Consider the following 20,776-nt stretch of genomic DNA (forward strand, 5'->3'; position numbering starts at 1 on the left):
CATGAGGAGATCTCCCATGGGTATTGCTCGTCTGTCTTGTCGCAGGCCGCTGCTGCGGCTGGGTCCGGTGGTGCTCGGCCTGGTGCTTGCTGCCGGCGCTGCCCATGCCGATGCATTGATCGACCGGGCTGCGGCCCTGGTCCAGGGCGGCTCCGCGCGCGAGGCCTTCGACCTGCTCGACGCACAGGAGGCGGTGCGCGCAGGCGACCCCGCCTTCGACGCCGCCATGGGCAGCGCGGCCCATGCCGCGGGGCAGTACAGCCGCGCCGTGCTGGCCTGGGAGCGTGTGGTGGCCGCACAGCCGGACAACATGGCCGCGCAGGTGGCGCTGGCCCGTGCCCTGTATGCCGTGGGCGACCAGCGCGGCGTGCTGGCCCTGTCGGAGCGGGCGCGCGCCCTGGGCATTCCGGTGGATGCCGCGCTCAGCATCGACCAGTTCCTGGTCTCCTATGACCGCGCCGCGAGCGACGGCGGCTCCAGCCTCAAGGGCTATGCCGAGCTGGCGCTGGGCCATGATTCCAACGTCAACGCCGGGCCGGCATCGATGCTGCTGCCCTCGCCCGTGCCGGGCACGCCGGCCTGGACGCTGGCGCCCTCGGCGCTGGCCCGTTCCTCCGACTTCCTTGCGGCGCTGGTGGCGGTGCGTGGGCGCTACGTGATGGACGCCCGCTGGTCCCTGGTCGGCGCGGCGGCCGGCACGCCGCGACGCAACGAGGGCGGGGCAGGGGCTTTCGATTCCGACCAGTTCGATGCCAGCGCGGGCGTGGCCTGGCGCTCAGAGCGCCATGAGCTGATCCTGCAAGGGCAGGGCTCCTACTATGCGCTCGACGGCACGCGCCTGCGCAGCATCGGCGGCGTGCTGGGCGAATGGGTCTACCGGCTGGACGGCTTCCGGCAATGGGGCAGCTTCGTGCAGTCGGCACGCCTGCACTACCCCACGCAGCCGCTGCGCGACGTGCAGCGCACGGTGGCCGGCACTTCCTACGCCCATGTGTTCCGCGACGGCAGCCTGGCCTATGCCGGCGTGCATGGCGGGCGCGAGGAGCCCGATGCGGCCGGCGTGGACTACCTGGGCCACCGCCTGGTGGGCGCACGCCTGGGCGGGCAACTGGCCCTGGCGCGCAACTGGGCGCTGTTTGCCAACCTGGATTGGGAGCGGCGCCGCTATGGCGCGCCCGACCCCTTCTTTGCCGTGGTGCGGCGCGACCGCCAGGTGAATGCCTCGCTGGGCGTCTCATGGATACCTGCCACGGCCTGGCGCGTCACGCCGCAGTGGACGGGCACGCACAACGATTCCACGTTGCCTGTGACGGAGTATCGGCGGCGCATCTGGTCCGTCACCGTACGCCGCGAATTCTGAACAAGGAAGAGGTGAATCCATGACGACTGAACCTCGCCTGTCCCGCATCGCGCTGCTCATGGCCATGGTGGCTGCATGGCCGGCCTCCACCCTGGCGGCGGCCGGGCTGGTGCAGTTCGCCAGCGGCGAGGTCAGCCTGCGCCGGGGCGATGCCACCAGCAGCGTGGCCAAGGGGGCCGAAGTGGACACGGGCGATGTGCTGCTGACCGGCAGCGCGGGCCGCGCGCAGATCCGCTTCACCGATGGCGGCCTGGTGGCGCTGTACCCGGACTCGCAGTTCACCGTGACCCGCTATGCCGACAGCGGCGACGTGGCGCAGGATGGCTTTGCGGTGACCTTGCTGCGTGGCGGCATGCGGGCGATCACGGGGCTGATCGGCAAGCGCAACCCGGGCAGCTACAAGGTCACCACGCCCACGGCCGTGGTGGGCATCCGTGGTTCGGCTTTCCTGGTGGGCTTCAACGCCCAGGGCCAGCTCACCGTGGCAGGCGAGCAGGACGAGATCGAGGTCTGCACCGAGGCCGGCTGCGTGGGCGTGAAGGCCGGCGAAGCCGTGCTCGTGCTCTCCAGCCAGAAGCTGCCGGTGTATACCAACACGCGGGCGCTGCTGCCCTTGCCGGCACTGCCTCTGCCGCAGATGGCCGGCGACCAGTTGCAGGGAGATGGGCATCGCAGCAGCATCTTCGTGATTCCGCCGCCCCCGCCGGTGCATGTGCCGCCCCCGCCACCGGTGCTGCCGCCCGTGGTGGATCCGGTCGTGCCCTTGCCGCCCCCACCGCCGCCGCCACCACCCCCACCACCTCCTCCTGCACCCGTTCCGGTGCCGCCACCGGCACCGGTGCCTGTCCCGGTGCCCGCACCCGTGCCGGTCCCCGTACCGGCCCCGGTTCCGATCCCGGTACCGCCGCCCGAGGTCGTGCCGCCCGCGCCGCCGCCCACCACGCAGGTGCCGACACCGCCACCGCCCACCACCGGGGGCGGGGGGACCACCACGCCCGGCTCGACGACCCCGCCGCCGCCAACCACCACGCCGCCCACGACGACGCCGCCCCGGCCCGTGCCACCGGCACCCACCACGCCGATCTTCGTGCTGCCACCCGGCGTGATCCTGCTGCCCCCGGCTCCGCCGGCCCCGACACCGATACGCTGATGGCGTGGCGGCGCCAGGGCTGCTGGCCCTGGCTGCCGCCCTGGTGCCTGCGGCGCGCTCAGATCCTGTAGAACGCCTTGATCAGGTCCCAGGCTTCCTGCGGGTCGTCGGTGTAGTGGAAGAGCTTGAGGTCCTGCGGCGAAATCGTGCCTTCTTCCACCAGCACGTCGAAGTTGACCAGGCGCTTCCAGTAGTCGGTGCCGAAGAGCACGATGGGCACGGGCTTGGCCTTGCCGGTCTGCACCAGGGTCAGCACTTCGAACAGCTCGTCGAGCGTGCCGAAGCCGCCGGGGAAGGCCACCAGCGCCTTGGCACGCATCATGAAGTGCATCTTGCGCCGCGCGAAGTAGTGGAACTTGTAGCACAGCGAGGGCGAGATGAAGCGGTTGCCGCTCTGCTCATGCGGCAGGGCGATGTTCAGGCCCACGTTGAGCGCGCCCACGTCATGGGCACCGCGGTTGGCGGCCTCCATGATGCCGGGGCCGCCGCCGGTGCACACGTAGATGCGGTCGGCCGGTGCGTTGCGCTCGCTGTGCTCGGCCACCAGGCGGGCGAACTGGCGTGCCAGGTCGTAGTAGCGCGCGTTGCGCACGGCCAGCCGGGCCTTGGCGATGGCCGCCTCGTCGCCGGCGGCCTCGGCAGCGGTCAGCAGTTCGGCTGCCTCATCGGGTGCGACGAAGCGTGCGCTGCCATAGACCACCACAGTGCTCTCGATGCCCTGCGCGGCCTGGCCCAGGTCGGGCTTGAGCATCTCCAGCTGGAAGCGGATACCGCGCGTCTCGCGGCGGAACAGGAATTCGGGGTCGGCGAAGGCCAGGCGGTAGGCGTCGGCATGCAGGGGATTGCCGCTGGCGGCGTGGTTCTGCAGTTCTGCCCAGGCGTCGGCCAGGCGGCTTTCATTGAGTTGGGTATTGGCATCCATGGAACCATTGTGCCGAGGTTCTGGGGCACTTTGCGGCGCAGGGGTGCTCTTTTTGTGAGGAAGGCCAAGCCCTCCAGGGGCTGCGCTCAGGCGCGCTGCGCGAGGAACCAGGTGGCGCTGTGGATGCCTAGCACGGTCAGCGCCAGCGATCCCGCCACATGCAGCCCGGCCGTGCCCAGCGCCAGCGCATAGCGCTGCTGTATCAGCATGGCCACGACTTCGGCCGAAAAGCTCGAGAACGTCGTAAGCCCGCCCAGGAAGCCCGTGACCAGTGCCAGCCGCCAGGCCGGGTCAAGCTGGGGCAGGGCCTGGAACACCGCCACGCACACCCCGATGAGGTAGCCCCCCACGAGGTTGGCCGCGAGCGTGCCCCATGGCAGCACCGCCGTCCCGGTGTTGAGCCACAAGCCCAGCCGCCAACGCGCCAGCGCGCCCAGGCTGGCGCCAATGCAGATGGCCACGACTGCGAGCATGGTGGGTTCTCTCCCTTGAAAATAGATGCGGCAGCCATTGTGGCCGAAGCGCCTGATACCTGGGCGGCATTGATGCCAGGGAAGGCGCGAAGCGCCTCCGGGGGTAGCCTATTTCTCCTTGCCCATCACCAGGTCGGGCAGGATGGTCACGATCTGCGGGAACGCCGTGATGATCGCGATGCAGACCACCAGGCACAGGAAGAACGGAATGGCGGCGCGGGCAATCGTATTGCTGTCCTTGCCGGTCATGTTCTGCAGCACGAAAAGGTTGAAGCCCACGGGCGGCGTGACCTCGGCGATCTCGACCAGCAGCACGATGAAGATGCCGAACCAGATCAGGTCGAACCCGGCCTGCTGGATCATGGGCAGCACCACGGCGCTGGTCAGCACGATCATGCTGATGCCGTCCAGGGCCGTGCCCAGCACCAGGTACACGACCACCAGCACGCTGATCAGCGCGAAGGGCGACAGGTGCATGGCGTTGACCCACTCGGCCAGCTCGCGCGGGATGCCGGTGAAGGCCATGGTCTTGGTGAGGAAGGCGGCGCCCGCCAGGATGAACATGATCATGCAGCTGGTGCGCGTGGTGCCCATCAGCCCGTCCTTGAAGTTCTGCCAGGTCAGCGAACGGCTCCACAGCGCCAGGCCCAGAGAGCCCAGCACGCCAAAGGCCGCGCACTCGGTGGCGGTGGCATAGCCCGTGATCAGCACCACGACGATGAAGACGATGAGCAGGCCCACGGGGATCAGGTTGCCCGACTTGCGGATCTTCTCGCGCAGCGTGGACGGCGGATCGGCTGCCGGCACCTTGTCCGGATTGCGCAGGCTCCACCAGCCGATGTAGCCCGAGAACAGCAGCATCAGCAGAATGCCCGGCAGGAAGCCGGCCAGGAAGATGCGGATGATGGAGGCATCGGCCGCCACGGCATACACCACCATGGTGATGGACGGCGGGATCAGGATGCCCAGCGTGCCGGCCGTGGCCAGCGAACCGAGCGCCAGCTTCTCGTCGTAGCCGCGCTTCATGAGTTCGGGCAGCGCCACCTTGCTGATGGTGGCGCAGGTCGCGGCCGACGAACCCGAGACCGAGCCGAAAATGCCGCAGCCCAGGATGGTGGTGTGCATGAGCCGGCCGGGCACGCGGTTGAGCCAGGGCCGCAGGCCTTCGAACATCTCCTCGGACAGCTTGGTGCGAAACAGGATCTCGCCCATCCAGATGAACAGCGGCAGTGCTGCCAGCTCCCAGCTCGCATTGCTTTCCCAGAAGGCCGAGAACAGGTTCTTGGCCGGCTGCGTGGAGGTGAAGAAGGCCTGGCCCACCCAGCCGCAGATGGCCAGGGTCATCGCGATCCAGACGCCGCCGGACAACAGCACCAGCATCAGCAGCAGCAGGACGCCGCCCACCATCAGAATATCCATGTCATGCTTTCTTGTGGCCGCAGCAGGGCTGGCGGCCTGTTGTTATTGGTGGCGGGTTCAGATGTCAGAAGAGAAGTCGCCCTTGGCGTGGCGTTCCTCGACCGCGCGAACGAAGGTGGGCACGCCGCCGCGCAGCACGATGATGAATTCATCGACCACGGCCACCCACAGCAGGATGGAGCCGAGCGCAAAGCTCAGCTGCGGAATCCACAGCGGCATGGGCAGCAGGCCCTGCGAGATGTCGTTGAACTCCCAGCTCTCGGAGGTGTAGCTGCAGGCGGCCCACATGAGGTAGCCCACGGCCACGGAGCCGATGGCCAGCGACACCACTTCGAGCTGGCGGCAGCGCCGCGGAGGCAGTTTTTCCAGCAGCAGCGTGACGCGCACGAAGTCGCCATGCTTGAAGGCGTGGGCCATGGCCAGGAAGGCCGCGGCCGCGCAGAACCAGGCCACGATGTCGTTGATGGCCCCCGTGCGCAGGCCCAGCTCGCGCATGATGCTCTGCGCCACCATGAGCACGCAGATCAGCACGATGAAGCCGGCGCCCACGGCGCCGGCGCCCAGGTAGATGCGGTCGAGCCAGCGGCGCAGCATCGTCACTTCTTGGCCGCGGTGGCGGGCGCGCTCTTGCGGTAGGCCGCGATGATGGCCTCGCCATCAGCCCCGGCCTTCTTGGTCCAGTCGGCCAGCATGATCTCGCCGACCTGGCGCATGTCGGCCATGAGCTTGGGTGCCGGGGTCACGATCTTCATGCCTTTTTCGACCAGGGCCTTCTTGTACCACTCGGTCTTCTCTTCGCTGAGCTTCCAGCCGCGCGACTCGGCATCGGCCGAGGCCTTGAGGAGCGCGTCCTGGCTGGGCTTGTCCAGCGCGTCAAAGGCCTTCTTGTTCACGATGACGGCGTTCTTGGGCAGCCAGGCCTGCGTGTCGTGGAACAGCTTGATGCTTTCGTAGATCTTGCTGTCGTAGCCGGTGGAGCCGGAGGTCATGGTGGCTTCCACCACACCGGTGGCCAGGGCCTGCGACAGTTCGGCGGCCTGGATGGTCACGGGCTGCGCGCCGATCAGCTCGGCGATCTTGGCCGTGGCGGGGCTGTAGGCGCGCCACTTGATGCCGCGCAGGTCGGCCACCGAGCCCAGTTCCTTCTTGGAGTAGATGCCTTGCGGAGGCCAGGCCACCGCGTACAGCAGCTTCATGCCCTGGGTGCCCAGCAGCTTGTCGAGGTAGGGCTTTTGCGCGTCGTACAGGCGCTTGGAGTCGGCATACGAGGTGGCGACGAAGGGGATGCCGTCCACGCCGTACAGCGGGTTCTCGTTTTCGAAGTTGCCCAGCAGCACCTCACCGGCCGGCGCCTGGCCGCCCTGCACGGCGCGCTTGATCTCGTTGGCCTTGAACAGGGACGCGTTGGCGTGCACCGTGATCTTGAGCTTGCCGGCCGTGGCCGTGTCCACGTCCTTGGCGAACTGCATCAGGTTCTCGGTGTGGAAGTTGGTCGCGGGATAGGCGGCGGCCAGATCCCATTTGGCCTGGGCCATGGCCGAGGTGGCGGTGAAGCCGAAGGCCAGTGCCAGGCCGAGCGCAGTGACGGGGAAGATTCGACGCTTCATGGAGTGCTCCGCAAATGGAAGGGACATGGGTGGGGGAAGTCAGGCGACTGTATCGAAAACAACTCGTTACCGCATAGGTGTTTTGCCTGAACGTTGACAAATTGCCAACAAATCATCGGTGACTTGCCTACAATCGCCGCATGCACATCCCGTGCCAGTTGTGACTACTGCAAAGGCGTTTTTCATGAAACCTGCGGCCAAGGGCAAAGGTGATTCCGGACCCATCGTGTCTTCGGCGCACCTGGTGTCGGCCCAGAGCGCGGAGATGAGCGAGTTCGAGTTCGGGCTCATCGTCGCGGGCAACGCCTTTCACCGCTGGGTGGTGCACTGCATGGCGGCAGCGGGCCTCAAGGACCTCACGCCGCTCGACGTGGTGGTGCTGCACCATGTGACGCACCGTGCGCGCGACAAGCGTCTGGCCGATATCTGCTTCATCATGAATGTGGAAGACACCCACCTGGTGAACTACGCCCTGAAGAAGCTGCAGAACCTGGGCGTGGTGGCTTCGCAGAAGAATGGCAAGGAAGTGACCTATGCTGCCACCGATGTGGGCCGCGCCTATGTGCAGCGCTACCGCGAGATCCGCGAGCGCTGCCTGATCGACGCCCTGCATGCCGACGATGCCTTGAACCGCGACATCGGCGAGCTGGCCCGTTTGCTGCGTGTGCTCTCGGGCATGTACGACCAGGCGGCCCGTTCGGCCGCTTCCCTGTGATGTGTGGCGGCATGGCCCGTCGCTCCCTCTTTCTCCTCTATTGATTGCATGACGATGGCTTCTCCCGCCTCCACCCACCCCGCGCGCTGGCAGTTCTGGATCGACCGCGGGGGTACCTTCACCGATGTGGTGGGCAAGCGGCCCGACGGCACGCTGGTCACGCACAAGCTCCTGTCCGAAAACCCCGAGCAGTACAAGGATGCGGCCGTGGCTGGCATCCGCCATCTTCTGGGGCTGAAGGCGGGCGAGCCGGTGACGTCCGAGGCGGTGGAGTGCGTGAAGATGGGCACCACGGTGGCCACCAATGCGCTCCTGGAGCGCAAGGGCGAGCCCACGCTCTTGATCACCACCAAAGGCTTTCGCGATGCGCTGCGCATCGCCTACCAGAACCGGCCGCGCCTGTTCGACCGCCACATCGTGCTGCCCGAGCTGCTCTACAGCCGCGTGATCGAGGCGCAGGAGCGCATGGGCGCGCACGGCGAGGTGATCGAGGCGCTGGACGAGGCCCACCTCAAGGATCGCCTGTGGGCCGCCTACGACGCCGGCCTGCGCAGCGCGGCCGTGGTCTTCATGCACGGCTACCGCTACACCGCGCACGAGGAGGCCGCCGCCCGCATCGCGCGCGAGGCCGGCTTCACGCAGGTGAGTGCATCGCATGCCACCAGCCCCATGATGAAGTTGGTGAGCCGGGGCGACACCACGGTGGTCGATGCCTACCTCTCGCCCATCCTGCGCCGCTACGTGGAGCAGGTGGCTGGTGAGATGCCGGGCGTGCCGCTGTATTTCATGCAATCTTCGGGCGGGCTGACCGATGCCCATGCCTTCCAGGGCAAGGACGCGATCCTGTCCGGTCCGGCCGGCGGCATTGTGGGCATGGCGCGCACGGCGGGCCTGGCCGGGCACCAGCGCGTGATCGGCTTCGACATGGGCGGTACCTCCACCGATGTGAGCCACTACGCGGGCGAGTTCGAGCGCGAGTTCGAGACCCAGGTGGCGGGCGTGCGCATGCGCGCACCCATGATGAGCATCCACACCGTGGCGGCGGGCGGGGGCTCCATCCTCGGTTTCGACGGCGCGCGTTTTCGCGTGGGTCCCGAGAGTGCCGGCGCCAACCCCGGCCCGGCCAGCTATCGCCGCGGCGGCCCGCTGGCCGTGACCGATGCCAACGTGATGGTGGGCAAGATTCAGCCCGCGCACTTCCCGCGCGTGTTCGGCCATGCGGCCAACGAGGCACTGGACGGCGATGCCGTGGCAGAGAAGTTTGCCGCGCTGTCAGAGCAGACCGGCCGCGCAGGCGAGGACGTGGCCCATGGCTTCATCCAGATCGCCGTGCAGCAGATGGCCAACGCGATCAAGAAGATCTCGGTGGCGCGCGGCTACGACGTGACGCGCTACACCCTGCAGTGCTTTGGCGGCGCGGGCGGCCAGCATGCCTGCCTGGTCGCAGACGCACTGGGCATGACGCGCGTCTTCGTGCACCCGCTGGCCGGGGTGCTCAGCGCCTACGGCATGGGCCTGGCGGACCAGAACGTGATCCGCGAGCAGGCCGTGGAGCGCAAGCTCGCACCCGAGGCGCTGGCCGAGATCGATGCCGTGCTGGAACGCCTGGCCACGGCCGCGCGCGCCGAACTGGAGCAGCAGGCGGGCGACGGCACCGCCACGGTGCACCGGCGTGTGCATGTGCGCTACGAAGGCAGCGACAGCGCCCTGATCGTGCCCTTCGGCGACGTGGCGGCGATCACCGCGGGTTTCGAATCCGCGTACCGCCAGCGTTTCGCCTTCCTGATGCAGGGCAAGGGCCTGGTGGTGGAAGCCGTGTCGGTCGAGGCCGTGGTCGCCGGCGATGCGGCCGTGGAGCCGCGCCATGCGCTCAACCCCGCACGCGAAGTGCCGCGCCGCAGCACCGTGCGCATGTACACCGGCGGCACCGATGGCGTGCCCGCCTGGCACGAGGCCGCCCTGGTGGTGCGTGAGGACCTGCGCCCCGGCGACGTGATCCCCGGCCCGGCCATCATTGCCGAGAAGAACGCCACCACCATCGTCGAGCCCGGCTGGGAGGCGCAGCTCACCGACCTGGACCACCTGCTGCTTGAGCGCCGCGTGGCGCGCGCCGTGCAGCATGCCGTGGGCACCACGGTGGACCCGGTGCTGCTGGAGGTGTTCAACAACCTGTTCATGAACATCGCCGAGCAGATGGGCCTGCAGCTGCAGAACACGGCCTACTCGGTCAACATCAAGGAGCGGCTGGACTTCAGCTGCGCGCTGTTCGATGCCGAAGGCAACCTCATCGCCAATGCGCCGCACATGCCGGTGCACCTCGGGTCCATGGGCGAGAGCATCAAGACCGTGATCCGCGACAACGCAGGGCGCATGCAGCCCGGCGATGTGTTCGTTCTCAATGACCCGTACCACGGCGGTACCCATTTGCCCGACATCACGGTGATCACGCCGGTCTACATTGGCGAAGAAGCCGAGCCGACGTTCTACGTGGGCAGCCGTGGCCACCATGCGGACGTGGGCGGCATCACGCCCGGCTCCATGCCCCCTTTCTCCACGCGCATCGAGGAAGAGGGCGTGCAGATCAACAACGTGAAGCTGGTGGAGCGCGGTGTGCTGCGCGAGGCCGAGATGATCGCGCTGCTGGAGAGCGGCGAATACCCCTCGCGCAACCCACAGCAGAACATGGCCGACCTGCGCGCGCAGATCGCCGCCAACGAAAAGGGCCAGCAGGAGCTGCGCCGCATGGTGGGAGAGTTCGGCCTCGATGTCGTGCAGGCCTACATGCGCCACGTGCAGGACAATGCCGAGGAGTCCGTGCGCCGCGTGATCACACGCCTGAAAGACGGCCAGTTCACCCTGCCGCTGGACAATGGCTCGCAGATCAGCGTTGCCGTGCGCGTGGATGCCAAGAACCGCAGCGCCGAGATCGACTTCACCGGCACCAGCGCGCAGCAGACGCACAACTTCAACGCGCCCACGGCGGTGTGCATGGCAGCGGTGCTGTATGTGTTCCGCACCCTGGTGCAGGACGACATCCCGCTGAACGCGGGCTGCCTCAAGCCGCTCAAGGTCATTATCCCGCAGGGCTCCATGCTCAACCCCAATCCACCGGCCTCGGTGGTGGCGGGCAACGTCGAGACCTCGACCTGCATCACCAACGCCATCTATGGCGCACTGGGCCTGATGGCGGCAGGGCAGTGCACCATGAACAACTTCCCCTTCGGCAGCGAGCGCTACCAGTACTACGAGAACATCTCGGGCGGCAGCGGCGCAGGCGGCGTGTGGGACGCCTCGGGCGCGCTGGTGGATGGCTTTGCGGGCACGAGCGTGGTGCAGTGCCACATGACCAACTCGCGCCTCACGGACCCCGAGGTGCTGGAGTTCCGCTTCCCCGTGCGGCTCGACGGCTACGAGATCCGCAAGGGATCGGGCGGGGCCGGGCGCTGGGCGGGCGGCGATGGCGGCGTGCGCCGCGTGCGTTTTCTGGAGCCCATGACGGCCAGCATCCTCTCCAATGGCCGCCACCACGGCGCCTTCGGCATGGCCGGGGGATCGGCTGGGGCGGTGGGCATCAACAAGGTGGTGCGCGCCGATGGCAGGGTGGAGCAGCTCGACCACATCGGCCAGGCGCAGATGCAGCCGGGCGATGTGTTCGAGATCCACACGCCCGGGGGCGGCGGCTTCGGCTTCGTCGGCTGACGGTGCAGGCCCGCGCGCCGCGCGGGCCTGGCCGTATCAAAGATCCTTGCGCCCTTCGGCGGCGGGGCCGCTCAGGCTGGGCGGCACGCCGGGCTGGCCCGCCTGGCGTGCGCGGAACAGGGCGGCGCGCATCAGGAAGATCGAGGTCACGGGCACCGTGATCGCCACGAAGCCGGCGATCAGCAGGGCATGCAGCGCCAGGCTGCCGTCGGCCACCGAGAAGTAGACCACCGTGGCGTGCATGATGCACCAGCAGCCCATGGTCGCGGCGATGGAGGGGGCATGCAGGCGCTCGAAGAAGCTGCGCAGGCGCAGCAGGCCGAGCGAACCCAAGAGGGCCATGCCCGCACCCAGCAGCACCAGGAGGGCAACCACGATCTCCAGCCACAGGGGCAGGGCGGTGGTGGCGCCGTTCATTCGATCACCTCGCCACGCAGCAGGAACTTGGCCATGGCCACCGAGCCGACAAAGCTGAACAGCGCCAGCAGCAGCGCCGCCTCGAAGTAGTTCTTGCTGCCGTACAGCAGGCCCAGCACCAGCATGAGCAGCATGCCGTTGAGGTACATGCAGTCCAGCGCCAGCACGCGGTCCTGGGCCGAGGGGCCCTTGAGCAGGCGCGCCAGCGCGCAGCCCATGGCCAGCACCAGCATGAACAGGGCGACAGGCAGGGCCCAGTCGAGGATGGGGGTCGTGCTCGTCATTCGAAAATCTCCATCAGGGGGCGCTCGTAGCGCCGCTTGATCTGCGCGGCGATGGCGGCGGCATCGTCCACTTCCAGCACGTGCAGCATCAGCACGCTGCGGTCCACCGAGAGCTCGGCCCAGGCCGTGCCCGGTGCGATGCTCACGATGACGGCCAGCACGGCCAGGGCATTGGCATCGCGCAGCTCCAGCGGAATCTGCACGAAGCCCGAGGGGTGGCGCCTGCGGCCGGGGGCCAGCAGCAGCCGCGCCACGGCGATGTTGGACTGCACGGTGTCGCCCATCACCGTGAGGGCCAGGCGCAGCACGGCGCCCGGGGCGCGCACGCGCACGGGCAGGGGGCGCAGGCCCGCCGTGAGCAGCGGTATGGCCAGTGCCAGCACGCCGCCCAGCACGAAGTTGCCGGCGCTCAGCGAGCGGTTGAGCAGCAGCCACAGCACCAGCAGCGCCAGCGACAGCATGGGGGCGGGGAGGATGCGCTTCATCATCAGTGCGGCCTTCCGTTGGCGCCCGGTGCCGTGCCGGGCGGGTTGGGCACGGGCATGGCCGACATCACGGCCTGCACGTAGGTGCCGGGGGCATGCAGTGCGTCAGCCGTGGCCTGGGTGTAGCGCATCACCGCGCCGCCCTGCCAGGCCAGCAATGCGCAGCCGGTGAGCAGCAAGGCGATGGGCAGGCCCTCCAGCACCAGCAGCTTGGGCGCGGCGCGGTCGTGCAAGGCCCAGAAGTGGCGGATGCCGGCGCGGGTGAGCGCGATCAGCGCCAGAAGGCCCGTGCCCACCATCAGCGCCAGCAGCGCCCAGCCGCCCGAGCCCAGCACGAAGCCGCCCGAAGCGCCCAGGCCCAGCGGGTTGAGCAGGGCGTGGATCATCGCGAACTTGCCCACGAAGCCCGGCAGCGGCGGCAGCCCGGCGATCACCAGGGTGCAGGCCATGAAGGCCAGGCCCAGGAAGGCCACCGCGGCCGGGATGACCTGGCCGATCAGAACCTCTTCCTTCTCGTCCAGGTTCAGGCCCTGGGTGTGCACCAGGTCGGCGGTGAGGAAGGGCGCGTCGTCCGTCTTCTCGTGCGGTGCCAGGCTGGCGCCATCGTTGCGCCAGCGCTCGATCAGGTCGGTCAGCAGGAACAGGGCGCTCACCGCCAGGGTGGAGCCCAGCAGGTAGTACAGCAGGCCGGCAGTCAGCAGGGTCTGCCCGAAGCCCAGGGCCGCGAGCAAGGTGCCCGAGGAGAGGATGGCGGCATAGCCGGCCAGGTGCCCCAGGCGCTGCGAGCCCAGCATGCCCAGGGCGCCGAAGCACATGGTCACCAGGCCCGCACCCACGATCCACTGGCTGCCGAACTGGGCCGAGTCGCCCGCATCGCTGCTGAACATCAGGGTCCACAGCCTGAGGATGCTGTAGACCCCCACCTTGGTCATGAGCGCGAACAGCGCGCCCACCGGTGCCGTGGCCGCGCTGTAGGCCGGCAGCACCACGAGGAACAGCGCCGTCATGGCAAAGCCGATGACGATGGCCGTGAGCGTGAGCGCCTGCGGCATGGGGTCGGCATAGTGCTGCAGGTCCTGCGGCAGTCCTTGCTGCAGCACGGGCTCCTTGTCGATGGCCAGGCCCAGGCGGCCCATGCTGAAAATGAACAGGTTGACGGCATAGGACAGCAGCGCCAGTCCCATGATGACCTGGAAGGTGCGTGGGCGCAGCAGCAGCCACACGCCCGAGCCGGTGAGTATGCCGATGGCCAGTGCGAGTATCAGTTCCATCAGCGGACTCCTGGGATGTTGTTGTTGTGGGTGCCTGCTGCCGCCAGCGCGGCCATGGCGGCGGCCTGTTCCTCCTGCGCTTCCTCGGCGGCGCGGGCGTTGAAGCGGTGGCTGCGCACCGACTGGTGGGCGATGGCGGTGAGGATCAGCAGGGTGGAGCCCACCACCAGGGTGAACACGCCGATGTCGAAGAACAGCGCGCTGGCCACATGGATCTCGCCCACCACGGGCAGGTCCAGGTGGGCCGTGTGGCTGGTGAGGAAGGGGTAGCCCCAGAACAGCGCGCCCAGGCCCGTGGCCAGCGCGGTCAGCAGGCCGGTGCCGATCCAGCGGCGCGGGTACAGCGGCAGGTGGGCTTCGACCCAGGAGGTGCCCGACACCATGTACTGCAGCACCAGGGCGACCGAGAACACCAGGCCGGCCACGAAGCCGCCGCCCGGCTCGTTGTGCCCGCGCATGAAGAGGTACACCGCCACCATGGTCGCAAAAGGCAGCAGCAGCCGCACCAGCACGGCCGGCACCATGAGGTAGCCCACGGCGGTGTCGGCGGTCTGGCGTGGGTTGGCCAGGTCGGTGGCCACGTCGGCCGGCACGGCGCGCTGCTGGGGCGGCAGGTCCATGACTTCGCGCGCGGGGCGGAAGCGCCGCAGCAGCGCATACACCGTGAGCGCCACAATGCCCAGCACCACGATCTCGCCGAAGGTATCGAACCCGCGGAAGTCCACCAGCATCACGTTGACCACGTTGGTGCCGCCGCCCTCGGTGAGAGCCCGCTCCAGGAAGAAGGTGGAGGTGCTCTCGGGGAAGGGCCGGCTCATCATGGCGAACGACAGCAGGGCCATGCCGGTGCCCGAGAGCAGGGCCAGGGCCATGTCGCGGTAGCGGCGCAGCTGGGTGCGGCGCGCCTGCGACAGCGTGGGCACGCGCAGGCTTTCGTCGCGCCGGGGCAGCCAGCGCAGGCCTAGCAGGATGAGGATGGTGGTCACCACCTCCACCACGATCTGCGTGAGCGCGAGGTCGGGCGCCGAGAACCACAGGAAGGTCAGGCAGGTGCACAGCCCTGCACCGCCCAGCAAGGTGAGCGCGGCCAGCCGGTGGTACTTGGCCTGCCAGGCGGCCGCCACGGCGCACAGGGCACCCAACAGCCAGAGCCCCGCGAACGCCGGCGACAGGGGCAACTGTTCGCGCGAACCGATGGGCAGGCCGCGCACCCACAGCGGCAGCGTGCCGGCCACCAGGGCCGCGACCACCAGCCAGAGCATCTGCCACTGCAGCCGCCCGGTGCCCAGCAGGCGCCGGCCATTGCGCCCGGCCAGCGACAACCGGGCCAGGACCCAGTCGAACAGGCGCTGGCCGCTGATGTGGTGCATGAGCGGTGGTGCGTCCAGCGCGCCGCGCTCGCGCAGCCAGCGCAGCAGCAGGTAGAGCGCCACGCCGCCGCCCAGGGCCACCAGGCTCATCACGAAGGGGGTGTTGAAGCCGTGCCACACGGCCAGGCTGTAGGTGGGCAGCTCGCCACCGACCACGGGCCTGGCCGCGGCCTGCAGCACGGCGCCGACCGACCAGGCCGGCACCATGCCCACCACCAGGCAGGCCAGCACCAGCAGTTCCACCGGCACGCGCATCCAGTGCGGGGGCTCGTGCGGCGTGTGGGGCAGATCGGTGGCGGGCGGGCCGAAGAACACGTCTGCGATGAAGCGCAGCGAGTAGGCCACGCTGAAGATGCCGGCCAGGGTGGCGGCCACGGGCAGCAGGATTTCGAGCCAGGGCACGGTGTTCACGAACACCGTCTCGGCAAAGAACATCTCCTTGGAGAGAAAGCCGTTGAGCAGCGGCACACCGGCCATGGCGGCGCTGGCCACCATGGCCAGCGTGCCGGTGATGGGCATCATGCGCAGCAGGCCTGACAGGCGGCGGATGTCGCGGGTGCCGCTTTCATGGTCCACGATGCCGGCCGCCATGAACAGCGAGGCCTTGAAGGTGGCGTGGTTCATGATGTGGAACACAGCGGCCACGGCAGCCAGCGGGCTGTTCAGGCCCAGCAGCAGGGTGATGAGTCCGAGGTGCGAGATGGTGGAGTAGGCCAGCAAGCCCTTGAGGTCGTGCTGGAACATGGCTGCATAGCCGCCCACCAGCAGGGTGCACAGGCCTGCGCCGCCCACCAGCCAGAACCAGTGCTCGGTGCCCGCCAGGGCCGGCCACAGCCGCGCCAGCAAAAAAACGCCGGCCTTGACCATGGTGGCCGAGTGCAGGTAGGCCGACACCGGCGTGGGCGCCGCCATGGCATTGGGCAGCCAGAACTGGAAGGGGAACTGCGCGCTCTTGGTGAAGGCGCCCAGCAGCACCAGCACCAGCGCCGTGAGGTACAGCGGATGCGCCTTGATCAGCGTGCCCGCGGCGAGCACGTGGTCCAGGTCGTAGCTGCCCACGATGTGGCCCAGCACCAGCATGCCGGCCAGCATGCACAACCCGCCCGTGCCCGTGACGGTGAGCGCCATGCGCGCGCCGCGGCGTGCATCCTTGCGGTGGTGCCAGTAGCCGATCAGCAGAAACGAGAACAGGCTGGTCAGCTCCCAGAACAGCGCGATCTGGATGATGTTGCCCGACAGCACCACACCCACCATGGCGCCCATGAAGGCCAGGAAGAACGAGAAGAAGCGCGGCACCGGGTCGGCCGCCGACATGTAGTAGCGCGCATACAGCACGACGAGCGAGCCCACGCCCAGCACCAGCATGCAGAACATCCAGGCAAAGCCGTCCAGGCGCAGCACCAGGTTCAGGCCCAGTGCGGGCAGCCAGGTGATCTCCTGGCGCAGCACCTCGCCCCCTGCGATCTGGGGAAAGTACAGCGCGGCCTGCACCGCACAGAACAGGGCGATGAGGCCGGCCAGAGTGGATTCGGTGTTGCGGGCGTTGGTGGGCAGGACCGCCGCCAGCAGGCTGCCGATGAAGGGGAGGATGATGAGGGTGATCAGGGGCATGCCCGAACGATTTTAGGGCGTGCTCCCAAAGTCCCTTTGCAGCGGCTGGAGAGACGGCTCCTGCATGGCCAGGGGCCGGGCATGAAAAAGCCCGCTTGAGCGGGCTGACTGCCATGCGGATGCGCCCGCGGAGCGGGCTCTCGTCACTTCTTCGCGTCGCTGGCGTTCGCCTGCGGGGCAGCAGCGGCAGCAGGCTCCGCTGCCTTGTCCTTCTTCTTGCTGGCGGGCTTGTCTTCGCCCTTGGCTGCGGTCTTGCTGGCCTTGGCTTCCGCTTCCTTCTTTTTCTTGTCGGCCTTGGCCTGGGCTGCGGCGCTGAAGCGCTTGCCGTTGACGGTCAGGCCCTCGGCCGAGAACTTGGCGGCCGTCTTCTCGCCCACGCCGCCCACGCGGCCGATGAAGTCGTTCCAGTCCTTGAACTCGCTGTTCTTGCGCTCGTTGAGGATCTTCTCGGACATGGCCGGGCCGATGCCCTTGATGCCGTCGAGTTCGGCCGCGCTGGCCTTGTTCACGTCCACGGCGGCGAACGACGCGCCCGCAAACAGCAGGGCAATGATGAACAGGAATTTCTTGAACATGGATGCGACTCCCTCTAGTGGTGTGTTGAGCGCGGGCCGGACGGCTCGCGCAGCCATCATATCGGCCCGGGGGATCAAAGCTCTTCTACACGGCGGGCGGGGTAACTGTCCCAGGTCTGGCAGCCGGGGCATTGCCAGAAATGCTGGCGCGCCTCGAAACCGCAGGCCGCGCAGCGGTAGCGCGTGAGCGGCTTGACGGCGTGGTCCAGGGCCCGTTGCACCTGGGGGTGGAACTCCTCGTGCTCCAGCTTCTCGCCGGCCAGCCACTTGGCGGCGGCCACCAGGGATTTTTCCTTGTCCAGGTGGTCCACATAGCGCTGGCGGGCGCCTTCTCCGGCTCCCAGGGCGGTGTCGATGGACACCAGGCTCTCCAGCACGTCGAGCGAGGGGCCGCCGTCGTAGTGCTCCTGCAGCAGGGCCTGGGCCTGCGCCGTCTGCCCCGTGGTGGCGGCCACCTCCACCATCAGCGGCGCGGCCAGGGGCAGGGCGGCGGGGTTGTGCTCGCCCAGCGCCTTCAGGGTGGCCAGTGCGGCGGCGGGCTGGCCCATCAGGTGTTGCAGCCGTGCCATGTCGATGCGGGCGCGTGCGGCGCCCGGGGCTGCGGCCACGGCCTGCTCCAGCAGCGCGAGGGCGCCGGCATGGTCGGCCTGGCCGCTGAGCGCTGCCGCCTGCTCGCACAGGTAATGCGCCTGGCGGGTGCTGAAGTCGCCCTGGTCGGCATCGTGCATCTTGCGCGCGATGGTGGTGGCGTGCGGCCAGTCGCGCGAGCGCTCGTAGATGGCCAGCAGTGCCAGACGGGCCTGGGCCTCGAAGGGCGTGCCCTCCAGGCGGTTGAGCGCGTCCTCGGCGCGGTCGAGCAGGCCAGCCTTGAGAAAGTCGAGCGCCAGCGCATGCTGGGCGCGCTCGCGGTCGGTGCGGCTCAGGTCGCCACGCGAGAGCAGGTGCTCGTGCACGCGCACGGCGCGGTCGTACTCGCCGCGGCGGCGGAACAGATTGCCGAGGGCGAAGTGCAGCTCCGAGGTGTCGGGGTCGTTCTGCACCGCCTCGATGAAAGCGTCGATGGCCTGGTCCTGCTGCTCGTTGAGCAGGAAGTTCAGTCCCTTGAAGTAGGCCTTGGGTGCGCGGCGGTTCTCTGCGCGCAACTGGCGGATGTCGAAGCGCGATGCCAGCCAGCCGAGCACGAAGGCCAGCGGCAGGCCCAGCAGGATCCAGCTGAGGTCAAATTCCATGGATGGGCGGCATCTCGGCAGGTGCGGCCTCGGCCGGGACGGCGGCCTTGGCAGGGGTGGCGGGTGGTGTTGTCTGCTTCAGTGCCTGGCGTGCCACGCTGCGGTGCTTCCACCAGCGCGGCACCATGCCCAGCACGCCGACGATGAGGCCGGCGGAAAACGCCGTGAGCACGACCAGCACCAGCGGCGCGCGCCACTGTGTGCCGAAGAAGAAGTGCACGGTGGCGTCCTGCTGGTTGTTCAGCGCGAACGCGAAGAGGGTAAAAAAAATGGCTGCCTTGAGCAGCCACAGGAGGTATTTCATGGGGCTCCCCGGTGGTGGGGAGATTCTACGGCGCTGGTGGCGCTGTCCCCGGGATGGTGCGCACCCCTGTGGGGAATGCACTCCCTGGTTGGCGTTCGGCCCGGCCGCGGTGTCAACCCGAGGTGCCCGTGGCCTTGGCCGCGGTTGCCGGTGCGGGTGTACCGTCGTCTTCCATCTCGGCCGTGCGCTTGTCCACAGCTTCGCGCAGGGCCTTGCCCGGCTTGAAGTGGGGCACGCGCTTTTCCGGGATGGCCACGGCTTCGCCGCTGCGCGGGTTGCGGCCCATGCGCGGCGGGCGGTGGTTCACCGAGAAGCTGCCGAATCCCCGGATCTCGATGCGATGGCCACGCACCAGCGCATCGCCCACCGCATCAAGAATGGTCTTGACGGCGTATTCGGCATCGCGGTGGGTGAGCTGGCCAAAGCGGGCGGCCAGTTCTTCTACAAGGTCGGAGCGGGTCATGGCGTCGATTGTCGGGGATAAAGAGAAGCGGGCGCACGAGGCGCCCGCTGAGGATTGACCTTCAGAAGGTCAAGCCGTCACTCACTTGTCGGAGTTGTCCAGCTTGGCGCGCAGCAGGGCGCCCAGGCTGGTCGTACCGGCGCTTTCGCGGCTCGATTGCTGGCTCAGGCTGGCCATGGCGCCTTGTTCGTCGGCCATGTCCTTTTGCTTGATCGACAGCTGGATGTTGCGGGTCTTGCGATCCACGTTCACCACCACGGCCGTGACTTCGTCGCCTTCCTTGAGCACGTTGCGGGCATCTTCCACGCGGTCGCGGGAGATTTCCGAAGCGCGCAGGTAGCCCACGATGTCTTCGCCAAGGTCGATTTCAGCGCCACGGGCGTCCACGGTCTTGACCTTGCCGGTCACCGTCTGGCCCTTATCGTTCACGGTCACGAAGGTCGTGAATGGGTCGCCGTCGAGCTGCTTGATGCCCAGCGAGATGCGTTCGCGGTCCACGTCCACGGCCAGCACGATGGCTTCCACTTCCTGGCCCTTCTTGTAGTTGCGAACAGCGGCTTCGCCGGGTTCGTTCCACGAGAGGTCGGACAGGTGCACCAGGCCGTCGATGCCGGCAGCCAGGCCCACGAACACGCCGAAGTCGGTGATCGACTTGATCGGACCCTTGACGCGGTCACCGCGCTTCGTGTCCTGTGCGAATTCCTGCCATGGGTTGGCCTTGCACTGCTTCATGCCCAGGCTGATGCGGCGCTTGTCTTCGTCGATTTCCAGGACCATGACTTCGACTTCGTCGCCCAGCGAAACCAGCTTGGCGGGAGCGATGTTCTTGTTGGTCCAGTCCATTTCGGAGACGTGCACCAGGCCTTCGATGCCGGGTTCGAGTTCGACGAACGCGCCGTAGTCGGCGATGTTCGTGATCTTGCCGAACAGGCGCGTACCTTGGGGGTAGCGGCGGTTCACGCCCATCCATGGGTCGTCGCCCATCTGCTTCAGACCCAGCGAGACACGGTTCTTCTCGGTGTCGAACTTCAGGATCTTGGCGGTGATTTCCTGGCCGGCGGTCACCACTTCCGATGGGTGACGCACGCGGCGCCATGCCATGTCGGTGATGTGCAGCAGGCCGTCGATGCCGCCCAGGTCCACGAACGCACCGTACTCGGTGATGTTCTTGACCACGCCGTTGACGATGGCGCCTTCGGACAGGGTTTCGAGCAGCTTGGCGCGCTCTTCGCCCATGGAGGCTTCAACCACAGCACGACGTGACAACACGACGTTGTTGCGCTTGCGGTCCAACTTGATGACCTTGAACTCCATGGTCTTGTTTTCGTACGGTGACAGGTCTTTGGTAGGACGTGTGTCAACCAATGAACCTGGCAAGAAGGCACGGATGCCGTTGACCAACACAGTGAGGCCGCCTTTGAC

Annotated in this window: 18 protein-coding genes and 1 pseudogene; 4 read left to right on the forward strand and 15 right to left on the reverse strand. The window is 68.0% G+C overall.

The annotated features are described in order from the left end of the window. Positions 1 to 16: 16 nt before the first annotated feature. Together ACK59X_RS32910 and ACK59X_RS32915 are read left to right on the forward strand one after the other, a co-directional pair. Positions 17 to 1,360, forward strand: a complete 1,344-nt coding sequence (locus ACK59X_RS32910; protein WP_409963415.1) for a hypothetical protein — start codon at positions 17 to 19, stop codon at positions 1,358 to 1,360. A 19-nt stretch (positions 1,361 to 1,379) separates the two neighbouring features. Further along, a complete protein-coding gene (locus tag ACK59X_RS32915; protein ID WP_409963417.1) occupies positions 1,380 to 2,510 on the forward strand; it encodes a FecR domain-containing protein in 1,131 nt (376 codons plus the stop codon). 58 nt (positions 2,511 to 2,568) lie between these two features. Here ACK59X_RS32915 and ACK59X_RS32920 read toward each other — a convergent pair whose 3' ends face one another. The 5 genes from ACK59X_RS32920 to ACK59X_RS32940 form a co-directional block, all read right to left on the reverse strand. After that, entirely contained in the window at positions 2,569 to 3,432 is an 864-nt protein-coding gene (locus tag ACK59X_RS32920; protein WP_409963419.1) for a TIGR00730 family Rossman fold protein, read from the reverse strand. Between the two features lie 86 nt (positions 3,433 to 3,518). Continuing rightward, positions 3,519 to 3,905 carry a fluoride efflux transporter CrcB gene (crcB, locus tag ACK59X_RS32925; protein ID WP_409963421.1) on the reverse strand — a complete coding sequence of 129 codons (387 nt, stop codon included), beginning with the start codon at positions 3,903 to 3,905 and terminating at the stop codon, positions 3,519 to 3,521. A gap of 108 nt (positions 3,906 to 4,013) precedes the next feature. Next, entirely contained in the window at positions 4,014 to 5,324 is a 1,311-nt protein-coding gene (locus tag ACK59X_RS32930) for a TRAP transporter large permease (protein WP_409963423.1), read from the reverse strand. A 57-nt stretch (positions 5,325 to 5,381) separates the two neighbouring features. Next, positions 5,382 to 5,918 (reverse strand): TRAP transporter small permease, encoded by a 537-nt coding sequence (locus ACK59X_RS32935; RefSeq protein ID WP_409963446.1) that lies wholly within the window; start codon positions 5,916 to 5,918, stop codon positions 5,382 to 5,384. 2 nt (positions 5,919 to 5,920) lie between these two features. After that, the gene (locus tag ACK59X_RS32940; protein ID WP_409963425.1) at positions 5,921 to 6,931 is read right to left on the reverse strand and encodes a TRAP transporter substrate-binding protein; all 1,011 of its coding nucleotides are present in this window, start codon (positions 6,929 to 6,931) and stop codon (positions 5,921 to 5,923) included. Between the two features lie 184 nt (positions 6,932 to 7,115). Here ACK59X_RS32940 and ACK59X_RS32945 point away from each other — a divergent pair, with 184 nt between their 5' ends. Next, the gene (locus tag ACK59X_RS32945) at positions 7,116 to 7,646 is read left to right on the forward strand and encodes a winged helix DNA-binding protein (RefSeq protein ID WP_409963427.1); all 531 of its coding nucleotides are present in this window, start codon (positions 7,116 to 7,118) and stop codon (positions 7,644 to 7,646) included. Positions 7,647 to 7,700: 54 nt separating this feature from the next. Next, positions 7,701 to 11,345 (forward strand): hydantoinase B/oxoprolinase family protein, encoded by a 3,645-nt coding sequence (locus ACK59X_RS32950; protein WP_409963448.1) that lies wholly within the window; start codon positions 7,701 to 7,703, stop codon positions 11,343 to 11,345. 36 nt (positions 11,346 to 11,381) lie between these two features. Here ACK59X_RS32950 and mnhG read toward each other — a convergent pair whose 3' ends face one another. From mnhG to rpsA, 10 genes and pseudogenes are all read right to left on the reverse strand, one after another. Then, positions 11,382 to 11,762 (reverse strand): monovalent cation/H(+) antiporter subunit G, encoded by a 381-nt coding sequence (gene mnhG, locus ACK59X_RS32955; RefSeq protein ID WP_409963429.1) that lies wholly within the window; start codon positions 11,760 to 11,762, stop codon positions 11,382 to 11,384. Beyond that, on the reverse strand, positions 11,759 to 12,046 hold the full coding sequence (locus ACK59X_RS32960) for a K+/H+ antiporter subunit F (RefSeq protein WP_409963431.1): 288 nt from the start codon (positions 12,044 to 12,046) through the stop codon (positions 11,759 to 11,761). The genes mnhG and ACK59X_RS32960 overlap by 4 nt, the downstream gene beginning before the upstream one ends. Beyond that, a complete protein-coding gene (locus ACK59X_RS32965) occupies positions 12,043 to 12,534 on the reverse strand; it encodes a Na+/H+ antiporter subunit E (RefSeq protein WP_409963433.1) in 492 nt (163 codons plus the stop codon). Before ACK59X_RS32965 ends, ACK59X_RS32960 begins: the two co-directional genes overlap by 4 nt. Then, a pseudogene (locus tag ACK59X_RS32970) lies at positions 12,534 to 13,799 on the reverse strand (Na+/H+ antiporter subunit C); the annotation flags it as partial. The gene ACK59X_RS32965 and the pseudogene ACK59X_RS32970, both read right to left, overlap by 1 nt. Positions 13,800 to 13,801: 2 nt before the next feature. Beyond that, positions 13,802 to 16,783 (reverse strand): monovalent cation/H+ antiporter subunit A, encoded by a 2,982-nt coding sequence (locus tag ACK59X_RS32975; protein ID WP_409963435.1) that lies wholly within the window; start codon positions 16,781 to 16,783, stop codon positions 13,802 to 13,804. Between the two features lie 143 nt (positions 16,784 to 16,926). After that, a complete protein-coding gene (locus tag ACK59X_RS32980) occupies positions 16,927 to 17,358 on the reverse strand; it encodes a ComEA family DNA-binding protein (protein ID WP_409963437.1) in 432 nt (143 codons plus the stop codon). A 74-nt stretch (positions 17,359 to 17,432) separates the two neighbouring features. Beyond that, entirely contained in the window at positions 17,433 to 18,587 is a 1,155-nt protein-coding gene (lapB, locus tag ACK59X_RS32985) for a lipopolysaccharide assembly protein LapB (RefSeq protein WP_409963439.1), read from the reverse strand. Beyond that, on the reverse strand, positions 18,577 to 18,891 hold the full coding sequence (locus ACK59X_RS32990; protein ID WP_409963440.1) for a lipopolysaccharide assembly LapA domain-containing protein: 315 nt from the start codon (positions 18,889 to 18,891) through the stop codon (positions 18,577 to 18,579). Before ACK59X_RS32990 ends, lapB begins: the two co-directional genes overlap by 11 nt. A gap of 112 nt (positions 18,892 to 19,003) precedes the next feature. After that, positions 19,004 to 19,354, reverse strand: a complete 351-nt coding sequence (locus ACK59X_RS32995; RefSeq protein ID WP_409963442.1) for an integration host factor subunit beta — start codon at positions 19,352 to 19,354, stop codon at positions 19,004 to 19,006. Positions 19,355 to 19,435: 81 nt separating this feature from the next. Further along, on the reverse strand, positions 19,436 to 20,776 hold a 1,341-nt coding region (gene rpsA, locus ACK59X_RS33000; protein ID WP_409963444.1), incomplete at its 5' end, for a 30S ribosomal protein S1.

Source organism: Acidovorax sp., assembly GCF_046339755.1.
Lineage (GTDB): Bacteria > Pseudomonadota > Gammaproteobacteria > Burkholderiales > Burkholderiaceae_C > Acidovorax.

Excerpts from the sequence above, each read along its gene's own strand:
- ACK59X_RS32910 (WP_409963415.1), top strand. The coding sequence starts at position 17 with ATGGGTATTGCTCGTCTGTCTTGTCGCAGGCCGCTGCTGCGGCTGGGT.
- ACK59X_RS32915 (WP_409963417.1), top strand. The coding sequence starts at position 1,380 with ATGACGACTGAACCTCGCCTGTCCCGCATCGCGCTGCTCATGGCCATG.
- ACK59X_RS32920 (WP_409963419.1), bottom strand. The coding sequence starts at position 3,432 with ATGGATGCCAATACCCAACTCAATGAAAGCCGCCTGGCCGACGCCTGG.
- crcB (WP_409963421.1), bottom strand. The coding sequence starts at position 3,905 with ATGCTCGCAGTCGTGGCCATCTGCATTGGCGCCAGCCTGGGCGCGCTG.
- ACK59X_RS32930 (WP_409963423.1), bottom strand. The coding sequence starts at position 5,324 with ATGGATATTCTGATGGTGGGCGGCGTCCTGCTGCTGCTGATGCTGGTG.
- ACK59X_RS32935 (WP_409963446.1), bottom strand. The coding sequence starts at position 5,918 with ATGCTGCGCCGCTGGCTCGACCGCATCTACCTGGGCGCCGGCGCCGTG.
- ACK59X_RS32940 (WP_409963425.1), bottom strand. The coding sequence starts at position 6,931 with ATGAAGCGTCGAATCTTCCCCGTCACTGCGCTCGGCCTGGCACTGGCC.
- ACK59X_RS32945 (WP_409963427.1), top strand. The coding sequence starts at position 7,116 with ATGAAACCTGCGGCCAAGGGCAAAGGTGATTCCGGACCCATCGTGTCT.
- ACK59X_RS32950 (WP_409963448.1), top strand. The coding sequence starts at position 7,701 with ATGGCTTCTCCCGCCTCCACCCACCCCGCGCGCTGGCAGTTCTGGATC.
- mnhG (WP_409963429.1), bottom strand. The coding sequence starts at position 11,762 with ATGAACGGCGCCACCACCGCCCTGCCCCTGTGGCTGGAGATCGTGGTT.
- ACK59X_RS32960 (WP_409963431.1), bottom strand. The coding sequence starts at position 12,046 with ATGACGAGCACGACCCCCATCCTCGACTGGGCCCTGCCTGTCGCCCTG.
- ACK59X_RS32965 (WP_409963433.1), bottom strand. The coding sequence starts at position 12,534 with ATGATGAAGCGCATCCTCCCCGCCCCCATGCTGTCGCTGGCGCTGCTG.
- ACK59X_RS32975 (WP_409963435.1), bottom strand. The coding sequence starts at position 16,783 with ATGCCCCTGATCACCCTCATCATCCTCCCCTTCATCGGCAGCCTGCTG.
- ACK59X_RS32980 (WP_409963437.1), bottom strand. The coding sequence starts at position 17,358 with ATGTTCAAGAAATTCCTGTTCATCATTGCCCTGCTGTTTGCGGGCGCG.
- lapB (WP_409963439.1), bottom strand. The coding sequence starts at position 18,587 with ATGGAATTTGACCTCAGCTGGATCCTGCTGGGCCTGCCGCTGGCCTTC.
- ACK59X_RS32990 (WP_409963440.1), bottom strand. The coding sequence starts at position 18,891 with ATGAAATACCTCCTGTGGCTGCTCAAGGCAGCCATTTTTTTTACCCTC.
- ACK59X_RS32995 (WP_409963442.1), bottom strand. The coding sequence starts at position 19,354 with ATGACCCGCTCCGACCTTGTAGAAGAACTGGCCGCCCGCTTTGGCCAG.